The 12,932-nt window shown below is 63.5% G+C and carries 13 protein-coding genes; 9 read left to right on the forward strand and 4 right to left on the reverse strand.

Annotation, left to right across the window (positions count from 1 at the left end; genetic code table 11):
• Positions 1-93 precede the first annotated feature (93 nt).
• The 4 genes from RSO41_RS06910 (at position 94) to RSO41_RS06925 (ending at position 4,568) form a co-directional block, all read left to right on the forward strand.
• Positions 94-456: a PepSY domain-containing protein gene (locus tag RSO41_RS06910; RefSeq protein WP_315618352.1), complete on the forward strand. Its 363-nt coding sequence runs from the start codon at positions 94-96 to the stop codon at positions 454-456.
• Positions 453-1,124 (forward strand): response regulator transcription factor, encoded by a 672-nt coding sequence (locus RSO41_RS06915; protein ID WP_315618353.1) that lies wholly within the window; start codon positions 453-455, stop codon positions 1,122-1,124. The genes RSO41_RS06910 and RSO41_RS06915 overlap by 4 nt, the downstream gene beginning before the upstream one ends.
• Positions 1,121-2,467 carry a HAMP domain-containing sensor histidine kinase gene (locus tag RSO41_RS06920; protein WP_315618354.1) on the forward strand — a complete coding sequence of 449 codons (1,347 nt, stop codon included), beginning with the start codon at positions 1,121-1,123 and terminating at the stop codon, positions 2,465-2,467. Before RSO41_RS06915 ends, RSO41_RS06920 begins: the two co-directional genes overlap by 4 nt.
• A gap of 169 nt (positions 2,468-2,636) precedes the next feature.
• A complete protein-coding gene (locus RSO41_RS06925) occupies positions 2,637-4,568 on the forward strand; it encodes an alkaline phosphatase family protein (protein ID WP_315618355.1) in 1,932 nt (643 codons plus the stop codon).
• Between the two features lie 15 nt (positions 4,569-4,583).
• Here the strand turns inward: RSO41_RS06925 and RSO41_RS06930 are convergent, their stop codons facing one another.
• Complete coding sequence (locus tag RSO41_RS06930) at positions 4,584-5,054, reverse strand: phosphatidylglycerophosphatase A (protein WP_315618356.1); 471 nt, start codon at positions 5,052-5,054, stop codon at positions 4,584-4,586.
• 78 nt (positions 5,055-5,132) lie between these two features.
• The gene (locus RSO41_RS06935; RefSeq protein WP_315618357.1) at positions 5,133-5,573 is read right to left on the reverse strand and encodes a YtoQ family protein; all 441 of its coding nucleotides are present in this window, start codon (positions 5,571-5,573) and stop codon (positions 5,133-5,135) included.
• A 214-nt stretch (positions 5,574-5,787) separates the two neighbouring features.
• On the opposite strand from RSO41_RS06935, the gene RSO41_RS06940 reads away from it, so the two are divergent.
• The 3 genes from RSO41_RS06940 to RSO41_RS06950 are packed head-to-tail and all read left to right on the forward strand — an operon-like array spanning position 5,788 to position 9,467.
• Positions 5,788-6,372 (forward strand): gamma-glutamylcyclotransferase, encoded by a 585-nt coding sequence (locus RSO41_RS06940; RefSeq protein ID WP_315618358.1) that lies wholly within the window; start codon positions 5,788-5,790, stop codon positions 6,370-6,372.
• Between the two features lie 53 nt (positions 6,373-6,425).
• Positions 6,426-7,682, forward strand: a complete 1,257-nt coding sequence (locus RSO41_RS06945; protein ID WP_315618359.1) for a threonine ammonia-lyase — start codon at positions 6,426-6,428, stop codon at positions 7,680-7,682.
• A gap of 42 nt (positions 7,683-7,724) precedes the next feature.
• Complete coding sequence (locus tag RSO41_RS06950) at positions 7,725-9,467, forward strand: NADP-dependent isocitrate dehydrogenase (RefSeq protein WP_315618360.1); 1,743 nt, start codon at positions 7,725-7,727, stop codon at positions 9,465-9,467.
• Between the two features lie 96 nt (positions 9,468-9,563).
• On the opposite strand, the gene RSO41_RS06955 is transcribed toward RSO41_RS06950, so the two are convergent.
• Together RSO41_RS06955 and RSO41_RS06960 are read right to left on the reverse strand one after the other, a co-directional pair.
• Positions 9,564-10,073: a nucleoside deaminase gene (locus tag RSO41_RS06955; protein WP_315618361.1), complete on the reverse strand. Its 510-nt coding sequence runs from the start codon at positions 10,071-10,073 to the stop codon at positions 9,564-9,566.
• Between the two features lie 28 nt (positions 10,074-10,101).
• Entirely contained in the window at positions 10,102-11,439 is a 1,338-nt protein-coding gene (locus RSO41_RS06960) for a nucleobase:cation symporter-2 family protein (RefSeq protein WP_315618362.1), read from the reverse strand.
• Between the two features lie 150 nt (positions 11,440-11,589).
• On the opposite strand from RSO41_RS06960, the gene RSO41_RS06965 reads away from it, so the two are divergent.
• Positions 11,590-12,504: a LysR family transcriptional regulator gene (locus tag RSO41_RS06965; protein ID WP_315618363.1), complete on the forward strand. Its 915-nt coding sequence runs from the start codon at positions 11,590-11,592 to the stop codon at positions 12,502-12,504.
• 57 nt (positions 12,505-12,561) lie between these two features.
• Positions 12,562-12,888 carry a YnfA family protein gene (locus RSO41_RS06970; RefSeq protein ID WP_315618364.1) on the forward strand — a complete coding sequence of 109 codons (327 nt, stop codon included), beginning with the start codon at positions 12,562-12,564 and terminating at the stop codon, positions 12,886-12,888.
• Positions 12,889-12,932 lie beyond the last annotated feature (44 nt).

Here is a 12,932-nt window from a genome sequence, read left to right on the forward strand (position 1 = left end):
GAGACTGCAGGGACGTTGTAGCATCGCCCACCTTGCCGAGACCTGACAGGGCCGTTCATGCTGCGTTCATGTCATGACTGGCAACCTCGAAGCATGATGATCACGCGCGCACCTCCTCCTGTTCCGCGGCACCGCCTCTGCTGCACGGCATGCGTTGCCCTGCTGTTCGCCGCCCTCTCGACGCCGGGGCTGGGCGACAAGCACTGGCGAGACCTGCACAACGACGTGCGTCGCGGCAAGCTGGTCGAGCTGCCGGTGATTCTCGACTGGCTGCAGGCGCACTACGCCGGCGAGGTACTGGAAGTCGAACTCGAGCGTGACGACGGTCCGCCGCTCTACGAGATCGAGATGCTGGGCCCCCAGGGCCAGGTAGTGGAATTCGAATTCGATGCCGGAAATGGAGAACTGGTCGGTATGGAAGGCGTGAACATCAATGCCATGAGGAAGGCACCATGAAGGTCTTGCTGGTGGAAGACGACGGCCCGCTCGCCGAAGCGCTGGGAGCGGCCCTGACAGATGCCGGCATGCTGATCGAGCCTACCGCCAGCGGCGCCGAAGCCGATTTTCTGGTACAGACCGAGCGCTACGACGCCGTCATCCTCGACCTGGGGCTCCCCGATGGCGACGGCACCCGCTGGCTGGCCCAGTGGCGAGAGGCAGGCATCGACCTGCCCGTGCTGGTGCTGACCGCAAGGGAACGCTGGGCGGACAAGGCCGCCGGTTTCTCCGCCGGCGCCGACGACTATGTCACCAAGCCCTTCGAGACGGCCGAAGTGCTGTTTCGACTGCGCGCCCTGATGCGTCGCAGTCACGGCCATGCCCATCCGATACTGCGGGTCGGTGACCTGGCCTTTGACACCCACACCGGCAGCGTGACACTCGCCGGTCGCCCGATCGGACTGACCGCCCAGGAATCCCGACTCCTGGCCTACCTGGTACATGCCGCTCCCCGGGTCGTCAGCCGCGCCGAACTCGCCGAGCATGTCTATGATCGCGATCATGAGCCGGACTCCAACGTCATCGACGTGCAGATCAGCCGACTGCGTCGCAAGCTCGGCAGCCAGCGTATCGAGACGCTGCGTGGTCAGGGCTACCGACTGATCGATCTCGACGAGGCATCATGAGCCGGCAATGGCGCGATACTCTGGCCCGAGCCTCGGTCGCCACCCGTCTGCTGCTGGCCGCGCTGCTGCTCATCGGCCTACTGCTGCCACTGGCCGGCCTGGGGCTGGCCCATCACTTCCGCGACTCGGTCACCACCGTCTTCGATGAGCGCCTGGACGGGCTGCTCAACATGGTGATTGCCGACGTCCACTACGACGAGGCCGAGCAGCAACTGGTTCATGACCGCGCCCTCGGCGACCCCCGCTTCCGCCAGGTCTTCTCGGGCTGGTACTGGCAGGTCAGCGACGGCGACACACGGGTCCTGACCTCGCGTTCGCTGTGGGATCAGCGCCTGCCGCTCGACAACGCCTCTCCTCGAGAACTCATCGGCCCCCGGAAAATGCCGCTGCGCATCGTGTCCCGCGAGATCCGGGTAGCGCCTCTCGATACACCGCTGCGCGTCAGCGTCGCCGCGCCAAGCCGCGTCATCGACCTCGAAGCCTCCCGCTTCAATCGTCTGCTGAGCCTTTCGCTGGCCGCACTCGGCCTGCTGATACTGACCGGCCTGGCGGTACAGATCCGCTGGGGCCTGGCTCCCCTGCGGCGGTTGCGTGACGACCTCGAGAACGTGGAAAACGGTGATGCCGAACGCCTCGGCACACGCCTGCCCGCCGAACTGGCAAGGCTGGCCGGTGCCATGAATGCGGTGCTCGAGCGGGACCGGCGCCGCCTCGAGCGCGCCCGCCATGCCGCCGGCAACCTCGCCCATGCACTGAAGACGCCGGTCAGCGTCCTGGCCACCCTGGCCGAGGGATTTCCCGAAGAAGCACGACAGCGACTCAAGGGCGAACTGACCCGCATCGACGAGGCCACCCGTCACCACCTGGCCCGTGCCTCGGCAGCCGGTGACGGCACCCTGAACCGGCCTGTTCACTGCCTCGAGACGCTACGCCCGGTGCTGGACGGCCTGACGCGTCTTGCCGAGCGGCGCGGTCATTCGCTGGAACACGACCTGCCCGAATCCCTGACCGTTCGCCTGGACCCTCAGGACCTGCAGGAAGTGGTCGGCAACCTGCTGGACAACGCCCTCCGCTGGGCCGAACATCGCGTGCGGCTGAGCGGCGACACCGCCCCCCGGGGCACCTGGCTGCGGGTCGAGGACGATGGTCCCGGCATGAGCGAAGCCGATTGTCAGGCCGCCCTGGCACGCGGCACCAGACTCGACGAACAGCGTTCCGGCAGCGGGCTCGGGCTAGCCATCGTCAACGACCTGGTCACCCTGCACGAAGGCACCCTGACACTCGAGCGCAGCAACCTGGGCGGCCTGGCAGCCAGGGTCTGGTTACCCGATCGTCCCTGGTGAACGCTCGGAGCACAGAAAGCGAGACACAACGAGTCATGACGCCTCACGTCGAGCGGGGCCCTCGCGATACCTTGCCGGAGTGGTATGCTTGCCATGTCGGCCGTCCAGGCCGTTGGCGAACGCGCCGTGCTCACGACCGAGCGGCGCCCATGGCAAGAAGGGAATCGACATGACCACAACGGGAGACGCCTCCCATCCCCTGCCTTCCGTACTGGCCGGCCCCCTGCTGAGACGCCTGTCGAGCGAGCGGCTGCTGTTCTGGCTGGTCGGCAGCCGCCCCCTCGAGCTGCAGTTGATCCTGCAGCCCGAGGGCCAGCCACCGCGTCGCCTCGCCCTCAACGACAAGCGGGTGCGCTGTCTGCCACTGGGGCGTCACGCCTACCTGCATCTGATCGACGTCTCACTGGGCACCCCGCTGCCACAGGACGTGCGTATCGATTACGACCTGCGTCTCCCCGACGAAGGCGGCATCGCCGACTGGGCGCCCCACCTGCTCCACGAAGGCGCCAGGCGCCCCGGCTTCATGCTCGCCTCCACCCAGCGACGGCTGCTCCATGGCTCCTGTCGCCGCCCGCATCACGATGGGCCGGACGGTCTGGCCCGCGCCGATGCCTGGCTCGCCGAACGGCGTGACGATACCCGGCAATGGCCCGCCTGGTTGCTGATGACCGGCGATCAAGTCTACGCCGACGATGTAGCCGGCCCGATGCTGGTGGCGATTCACCAGTTGATACAGCACCTGGGGTTGTTCGACGAACCCCTCGATGGCGCCACCATCACCGATAGCCGGGCCCTCTATACCAGTGACACGGCCTACTACCGTCGCGACTCCCTGCTACCGGATGTCTCCGAAAGCAATGACCTCCGCAAGGGCTTCTTCGGTGGCGCCAGAAAGCCGATCTTCACCTCGGCCAATGCCTCCAACCACCTGATCAGCTTCGGCGAGATCATCGCCATGTACCTGCTGGTCTGGTCGCCGACACCCTGGAAACTGGTGAATATCGTCCGCCCCGATCTCGACGAGGCCAACGCCGGGACGTTCGAGACGGAACGCGCCATCATCGAACGCTTCGTCGACGAATTGCCCGCCGCATCGCGCCTGATGGCCCACCTGCCGACCCTGATGATCTTCGATGATCATGACGTCACCGACGACTGGAACCTGACCGCCGCCTGGGAGGAAACCGCCTACGGCCACCCCTTCTCGCGGCGCATCATCGGCAATGCTCTCCTGGGCTACCTGCTCTGCCAGGGATGGGGTAACGACCCCGACCGCCTGGCCGAGCCCATGGAAGAGGTTTCAACACTGCTCGAGACCGCCGCACGCGAGGATGGCTGGCTACCCGCCGACCCCCATGACGCCTTCCTGCGCGACCTGCAGCGCTTCGAGGGCTGGGAATATCAGGTTCCGGGCACTCCCAGGCTGGTGGTGCTGGATACCCGCACCCGCCGCTGGCGCAGCGAGCGCAAGCTTGGACGGCCTTCCGGACTCATGGACTGGGAGGCGCTCTCCGATCTGCAGCAACAGATTCTCGACGCCCCCTCGGTGGTGATCGTCTCGCCGACACCGATGTTCGGCGTCAAGCTCATCGAGGTCGTCCAGAAGCTCTTCACGCTGGCCGGCAAGCCACTGCTGGTGGACGCCGAGAACTGGATGGCCCATCGCGGCGCCGCCAGCGTGATGCTCAATATCTTCCGCCACTCACGCACGCCCGGCCACTACGTGGTCCTCTCCGGCGATGTGCACTACTCCTTCGCCTACGACATCAAGATCCGCCATCGCCGGCAGGGCTCGAGGATCTGGCAGATCACGTCCAGCGGCGTGAAGAACGCCTTCCCCGATACCCTGCTGGATGCCTTCGACCGGGCCAACCGCTGGCTCTACTCACCACGCTCGCCGCTCAACTGGTTCACCAAGCGACGCCCGATGCGCATTCGTCCCCGCGACCCGGATCGCGCCGAGGCCGGCGAACGCCTGTGGAACGGCAGCGGCATCGGCCTGGTCGTGCTGGACGAGCAAGGACGTCCCGAGGAAATCCGACAGCTCGATGCCCGGGGCTTCGATGTCCTTTTCCCGCCGCCCCGTCGAGACAATGGCTGAACACCCTCCACACCGTCATGGTGAGAACCGGCGTCGCCACAGCATGAGACCACCGAATACCAGCAACCAGGCGTAACAAGCTGCCACCAGGTCATCGAGCACGATGCCAACGCCACCGGAAACGCTCTCCAGCCCGGCCGCCGGTGGTGGCTTGGCGATATCGAGCGCCCGGTAGGCAACGAAGGTCCCGGCCATGACCAACGGCTGTCGTGCCGACACCTGCCCGAGCACTGACACCGGGAAGGCGGCAATTTCATCCAGCACGATACGCCCGTCATCCTTGCCCCCCAGGGTATCCGACGCTAGATGGCAAAGAGGCATCGCGGTAATCAACAGCGCAACCGTCAGGCCGAGTTGCACACGGCGTGACCGTCCCGACAGCCACCAGGCCAGGGGGACCGCCAGCAAGGAGCCGAAGGTGCCTGATGCCCAGGGCACCCATCCCAGACCAAAGCCAGTGGCTGGCCACATCCAGAAAGCATCCATCTCAACGGCTCCTCACAACACCGGCATGCCCATCGTCACCCGCAATGTGCATGACAGCACCGTGGCAAGACAAACCGGTCAGGCACGCAGCACATGCTCGAGGATTTTCACCACCTGGTCCGTCGAGCGGGCCCAGGCCATGGCCTCGGCGTCGACTTCCTTGAGCGGGTGAACGATCTCTTCGCTGTGCAGGGTCACATAAGGTTTGCCCAGTGCCGCGCAGTAGCCGGCATCGAAGGCCGCGTTCCATTGCTTGTACTTGTCACCGAAGCGCACCACGACCAGGTCGCTGGCGGCGATCAGCGTGCGGGTACGAATGGCATTGACCTTGGAAGACCGGTGATCGCGCCAGAACCCCTCGCGCTCCTCGCCGAGATGGTCGCCGGCGGCATCACTGGCATCATGGTCGGTCACCGGCGAGGTCAGCACTACATCCAGCCCGGCCGCCTCGACACCGCGACGAATCTCGTCGCGCCAGTCGGTATGAATCTCACCGGACAAGTAAACCTGAAAGCTCATCGTCTCTCCCCCATTGTCGTGATTGTCATGTCCTGGTCGGCACCATCACCGACACCCACGTCATTCTACGCCTTTCTTTTTTGTATACAATAAAACCAATTTATTGAATACCTTATGCTTCTCTTTCGACAAGTGCTCATGAACATCGCATGATGGGGGCCCATCGTGTCCAACATGTTGGGCACGCTTCTCCGGCATCTACGCGACACTCGACATGGCTCTCGACACCACCCAGCAGAACCGACGCATGACCCACTTCAACGATCACGACGCCATCTGGCTGTTCGGCTACGGCTCGCTGATCTGGAAGGCCGGCTTCGACTATCTGGAACGTCGTCCGGCCCATATTCGGGGCTGGACGCGGCGCTTCTGGCAAGGCTCCCACGACCATCGTGGCACACCGGCGGCACCGGGTCGGGTCGCGACCCTGCTGCCCACCGACGGCGCCATCTGTCATGGCATGGCCTACCGCATCACGCCGGACATCCTCGGTCCTCTCGATGTCCGCGAGAAGAACGGCTATCTGCGCGAGGTCGTCACCCTGCGCTTCGCGGATGGCGGCACGACCCAGGGGCTGGTCTACATCGCCACCGAGGACAACGCGGCCTATCTCGGCGATGCGCCGGTGGAGACGATCGCCCGCCAGATCGCCGAAGCGCACGGCCCCAGCGGCCCCAATCGCGATTACCTGCTGAACCTGGACGAGGCCCTGCGCGCGCTCGACGTGGAAGACGCGCATGTCGCCGAGCTGGCCCGCCATGTGCGCCACCTCGACGGCGAGGCCCCCGATGCCCGCTGAAAGGATGCCGAATGCCCCCGACACCCTGACCGACTTTCTGGAGAACACCCCACATGACCGTCAATCTGGATGACGTCCAACGCGCCGCCGAGCGCACCCGGGAACACCTCGTACGCACTCCTTGCCTGCACTCGGCCACACTCTCGAAGCTGACCGGCTGCGAGCTCTACATCAAGTTCGAGAATCACCAGTTCACCGCCGCCTTCAAGGAACGCGGCGCCCTGAACCGCCTGCTGCTGCTCTCCGAGGACGAGCGTCGCCGGGGCGTCATTGCGATGTCGGCGGGTAACCATGCCCAGGCGGTGGCCTACCACGCCGCTCGACTGGGCATCCACGCCACCATCGTCATGCCGCGCCACACGCCCAACCTCAAGGTCCGCAATACCCGCAACTTCGGTGCCGAGGTCCACCTGGAAGGCAATGGCGTCGACGACGCCGGCGCTTATGCGCAACGCCTGGCTACAGAACGCGACCTGGTCTTCGTCCACCCCTACGATGACGAACACATCATCGCCGGCCAGGGCACCATCGCCCTGGAAATGCTCGACGACGTGCCCGATCTGGACAGCCTGGTGGTCCCGATCGGGGGCGGCGGTTTGATCGGCGGCAATGCCGTAGCCGCCAAGGCACTGCGCCCCGACATCGAGATAGTCGGGGTTCAGACCCAGCGCTTTCCCGCCATGAAGCAAGCCCTGGCCGGCGAGCCGGTGCATTGCGGCCTGGCGACCCTGGCCGAGGGCATCGCCGTCAAACAACCGGGCGAGCTGACCAGGGGGCTGGTACGCGAGCTGGTCAGTGACATCACCCTGGTGGACGAACCGGAGATCGAGCGTGCCATCCTGATGCTGCTGGAAATCGAGAAGACCGTCGCCGAAGGCGCCGGTGCCGCGGGTCTCGCCGCCCTGCTCACCGAGCCGGAGCGCTACCGGGGGCGCAAGGTGGGACTGGTGCTGTGCGGCGGCAATATCGACATGCAGGCCCTGTCGTCGGTGATCCAGCGAGGCCTGGTACGCACCGGCCGCATCGTGCGAGTCCGGGTCGGCATCTCCGATGTCCCCGGCGCCCTGTCCGAGCTCACCAACCTGCTCGCCGAGCAACGCGCCAATGTCATTACCATCGCCCACCAGCGCACCTTCACCGACCTCTCGTTGCGCGCCACCGAGGTCGAGGCCACCCTGGAGACCCTCGGCCGCGAGCACACCCGGGATGTCATCGACGCGTTACGCGCCGAGGGTTACGATCCCGTATTGCCGGCCAATGAAGTGCATCCCGATGAGCGTTGGGCCGACGACCCCGAGGGCCATGGATAGTATAATGGCCTCTTGTCAACCCATCGCAATGCGAGACGCGCAATGAGCAGAAAGATCAACGTGGCCTCCCCGCTTGTCATCCTGCATGGCGACGAGATGGCCCAGGTGGCCTTCGAACGCATCCTCGAGACCTTCGTGACCGCACCGCTGGACATCGATCTTGTCGAAATCGACCTGACCGCGGAAAACCGTCTCGCCACCAACGGCCAGGCGGTAATCGATGCCATCGAGGCCCTCAATCACCATGGTGTGGGCGTCAAGAACGCCGGCATGACGGTCAACCGCGAACAGCTCGATGCGCTGCTGGCCGAGCGTCCTGAACTGGATCGCGCCAGCCTCCATCCGCTGGCCACCAAGTCGCCCAACGGCGCCATTCGCAAGGGCATCGGCGGCAACATCACCCGCGAGGACATCGAGTTCCGCAACCTCAGACTCGAACGCCCCGACTGGGTCGGCCGGGATATCGACGTCGACACCATGGACGACGGCGGTATCAAGGACAGCCACAATGCGCTCGCCGATGGTTCCGGCATGGTCAAGTTGCTGTTCGTCGGCGCCAGCGGCGACCCGGTCGAGCTGCACCGCCGCGAAGTCAGCAAGGGCGATCCCTGGCTGCTGGCCACCAACGACCTGGAAGCCGTCAAGGCCTGGGCGCACCGCTTCTTCCAGCGCGCCATCGACGAGAAGCGTCACATCTATCTGGGCCTCAAGGACACGGTCATTTCCGGCTATGACGGCGTGATGCGCGCCGCCATCGAGGATATCTACCAGGCCGACTACAAGGCCAGGGTGGAAGAGCTGGGGCTCGAATATCACTACGAACTGATCGACGCCCAGGCCGCGCGGCTGGTCGCCAACCCGCCGGAGCGCGCTCTTTGGGGCGTACCGGACAACACATCCGGCCGCAAGCTCTACAAGCTCGTCGAGCAGCTCAAGCGCCACGGCATTCCGGATCGCAAGGCCCAAGTCTCGATCTCGCGCATGAGTGCCGGCGGCGGCGACCAGTACGGCAGCTACAACGCTCCAGCCGAAGAAGACGGGATCCTCAAGGTGGTGGTCGACGGCGAGGAGAAACATGCCCGCCACGTCCGCAAGGGCGACCCCATCCTGCTGATGTCCAACGACCGCGAGGCGATCAAGGACTGGGTGCTGCAGGTGTTCCGCGATGCCTCGCGCAAGGACAAAGAGGTCTACTTCGGCCTCAAGCGCGAGTACATGGATTACGACGAAGTGTTCAGCGACGTCATCACCGAGGCGCGCCGCGAGCTGGCCAAGGCCGACACCCCACCGCCGTCGTTCATGATCATGCGGCCCTCGCGTCAACTGGTCAAAATGATCACCGACCCGCCCAGAAACGCCCTCTACCCGGCCCAGAATCTGGACGGCGACATCTTCTCGGACATCTCCGCCGCGCTTGGCGGCAGCCTGGCCACCGCCAGCTCGATCATCGAGAGCAAGAACGGCACCATGCTGTTCGAGGCCCCCCACGGCACCGCCCACGACCTCTACCTCAAGTACCTCGAGAGTGACGGCAAGGAGGCACACTTCAACTCCTCCGCGCTGATCTACGCCGTGGGTAACGCCCTGGAGACGCTGGCGGAACGCGAGAGCAACGCCGAACTCGGCGATTACGCCACCCGCCTCAAGGCGGCGCTGATCGACACCATCGGCGACGGTATCGTCACCGGCGACCTCAAGGGCAAGACCACCGAGCCGGAGAAAGAAACCGTGGCCGACATGCAGGGCTTCCTCGACGCCGTGGCAGCACGCCTGGCAGCAGATTAATCCCCAATCAGTAACCCATGTGTTCTCTGACGTAATGAAACGGCGCGGCTTTCGAGCCGCACCGTTCCATAGTAACGGGTCCACATTCCAGGCGTATCAGTCCCAGAACCCGTGGTGAGAAGCAGCCGCTTCAGACTCCAGCATAGGCCCATGAACCTTCACCTGACGCTGGCCTCGCACAAAGACCTCACGACACGGCAGCGAAAAGGTCGGGTTTTCTTCATGACCGCCAGTCAACTCGAGCAAGCTATGCTCCGCCAAGGCATAGACTACCCGACCGATGTTGCACCAATAGACAGCGCCGGCGCACATGCAGCATGGCTCGGCACTGGAATAGAGCGTGCATTCGGCCAGATGCTCAGAAGGCAGCAGCTTGGCGGCTTTGGCAGCGGCGACTAACTCGGCATGCTGGGTCGGATCGCCTTCGGGAGGCATAGAGTTATTGCCAGCGGTGGCGACGATTCGACCATCGCGATCGGCAACCAGCGCCGCGAAGGGGTGTCGGCCTGCCTGCCGGGAAGACTCAGACAGTCGAATGGTCTCGCGCAACAGCTCAAGATCGTTTTGATTTACGCCTTGCGGCAGTTCTGCAGTCAAAGTACTCATGGGCTTCTCCTTGGGGACGAATGTGTGTTCAGGACGATTTGGCAGGCTGTCGCGCCGCTTCGGGCTCGGCCTTCCGGGGATTGAGAACCAGGTTAAGTACCACTGCGGTGATGGCGCCGAGGAAAATGCCGCTGTCGAGGACCAGGCGCAGTGGGCCGTCCAACTGGCCAAAGAGCGCTGGAGAGGACATCGGCAAAACCCCCACGCTGATCGACACAGCCACTAGAATGGCGTTGTTGGTCCCTTCAAAGCGCACGCGAGCCAGTTCCTGGATGCCCGCCATAGTGGTCATGCCGAACATCACGATGGCGGTTCCTCCCAGTACCGGGGCGGGTACGCAGGCGATCAGGGCACCGAACTTAGGAAACAGCCCCATCAGGATCATGATGACGCCAGCGGTAGCTACCACGTAGCGGCTCTTGACGCGAGTCAGGGCAATCAAGCCGGTATTCTGAGTAAAAGCGTTATACGGAAAGCTGTTGAAGATGCCGCCCAGCAGGGTTGTCAGGCCATCGGCGCGGAAGGTATTGCCCAGAGTCTGCTGAGTGGTCTCCCGGCCCACCAACTTGCCGATAGCCAGACAGTTGCCAGTGGTCTCGGCCATAATCACGATCATTGCCAGCATCATGATCAGTATTGGCGTCGGCGCGAATGATGGTAGACCGAAGGCGAAGGGCGTACTGATGTCGAACCAGCCAGCCTCGGCCACCGCAGCAAAGTCGGTAAGGCCCATCGCCATGGCAATCACGGTACCGGCAACCAAGCCGAGGAGCACGCTCATATTACCGAGCAGCCCCTTGAAGCGGGCATAGATTCCCACGGTGATCACGACCGTGACCAGTCCCAGCAACAGATTGGCAGGAGCACCGAAGTCCTCGGCATCGGGGTTGCCACCACCAAGCCAGATGGCGGCCGCTGGCATCAGCGAGACGCCAATGATGGTGATCAACGAGCCGATCACGACCGGCGGGAAGAAACGCAGCAACCGGCTGCACAGCGGCGCCAGCAGCATGACGCAAAACCCTGAAGCAATGACCGCGCCGAACACATGAGTAATGCCATACTGCTGGCCAATCATCACCATGGGAGCCAGGGCAATAAATGAGCAGCCTTGAATAAAGGGCAAGCGAGCCCCGAACTTCCAGAAACCCAGCGTCTGAACCAGGGTGGCTGCCCCTGAAGTCAATAGGTTGGCATTGATAAGCAATACGACCTGAGCAGACGACAACCCCAGCGCATTGCCAAGAATCAGCGGTACCGCCACGGCACCGGCATACATCACCAACACGTGTTGCAAGCCGAATGAAGCCAGCTCCCTTACGGGAAGTATCTCGTCCACTGGATGGACGGCATGGGCATCTCGCATTTTCCTGCTCCTCGTCATTGTACTTGTAACGTCTGAGGATCCCGATCATGGAGGCACACCGGGAATCGAGGTCATCCTCTCGTCGTTTTATTGATGAAAAAAGTTAGTTATCATCAAATTTATTGATAACAAAAAGCTCAAGAGCCGACCATGACCTTTTCCCTGGATCAGTTGCGCATGTTCAATGAGGTTGCCCAGCATGGTTCTTTCTCTGCCGCCGCCCGCCGACTCGGCAAGACGCAATCAGCGGTGAGCATGGCCATCGCCAATCTGGAGATCGACCTTGATGTGGTACTGTTCGACAGAACGAGCCGAGCGCCACGCCTGACCCAGGCAGGAGAAAAGCTATTGCTCAACGCGGAGTTGATCCTGTCGCGTTGCCGCGATTTCGAGGCTCATGCCAACAGCCTCAGTGACCATCATCCTCCGAGGCTCACCCTGACGGTGGAGATACCCTACACCGGCATCATTCAGGTGCTTCAGAACTTCGAGGCCGCCTTTCCCCATGTCGACCTGGAGATCCGCAATCCCATCCACGGTGATGCCTCCGAGCAGGTAGCCAGCGGTGACATCGACTTTGGCCTCGCCTTCTCCCAACCCAGCTATCCAGAGACGCTGGCCTTCACCCAACTCGGCAAACTGGTCATGGCCCATGTGTGCCACCATGACCATCCTCTGGCCCACTTCGATCCAGTCAGTTTCACGGAGCTACGCAGCCACCGACACCTGGTGTTCTCTTCCCACGACAACACACTGCCTAGCTCGGAATACCTTAGAGCCACCAAGACTTGGAAGGCGGAGAGTTACTTCGCGCTAATCGAGATGACCAAGCACGGCCTGGGCTGGGCAACGTTGCCCCGTCAATTGGTGAGGAGAGAACTCGAGGAAGGTGTCTTGGTGGAGTTGCCGCTGGCGGCCTACCCTCATACCGACTGGCTGGTCGGCGTCGATTTACTATGGAACAAGCAGAAACCGAGCGGCGAAGTGGAGACCTGGCTGCGGAAGCGGCTTACCGAAACCGCGATCTTCGAATATGATAGCCGCGGCAATAAGACTGCCTTCTAGTGTCCAGTATCGGGCATAGACGGTAGAATTTTCCGGCACATTGTCTCGGCATGCCCCATGACCACACTCGCACTCTACCTCGCCGCCGCCCTGGCCGAGATCGCCGGTTGTTTCAGCGTCTGGGCTTGGTGGCGGCTCGACAAGTCCATCCTCTGGTTGCTGCCCGGCGTGGCCAGCCTGATCCTGTTCGCCTGGCTGCTCAGCCTGAGCGACGCCGACTATGCCGGCCGCGCCTACGCGGCTTACGGCGGCATCTACATCGTCGCCTCACTGGGCTGGCTATGGCTGGTCGAGCAGCGCCTTCCCGATCGTTGGGACCTGTTCGGCGCGGCGCTCTGCCTGGCCGGCGCCGGGGTCATCCTGCTCGCCCCACGAGGCGGCTGAGACGGCCTGGCATCACTCGGCACACTCTGCTATTGCTCCCCTTG

It is taken from the genome of Halomonas sp. I1 (genome assembly GCF_032334135.1).
Classification (GTDB): domain Bacteria; phylum Pseudomonadota; class Gammaproteobacteria; order Pseudomonadales; family Halomonadaceae; genus Halomonas.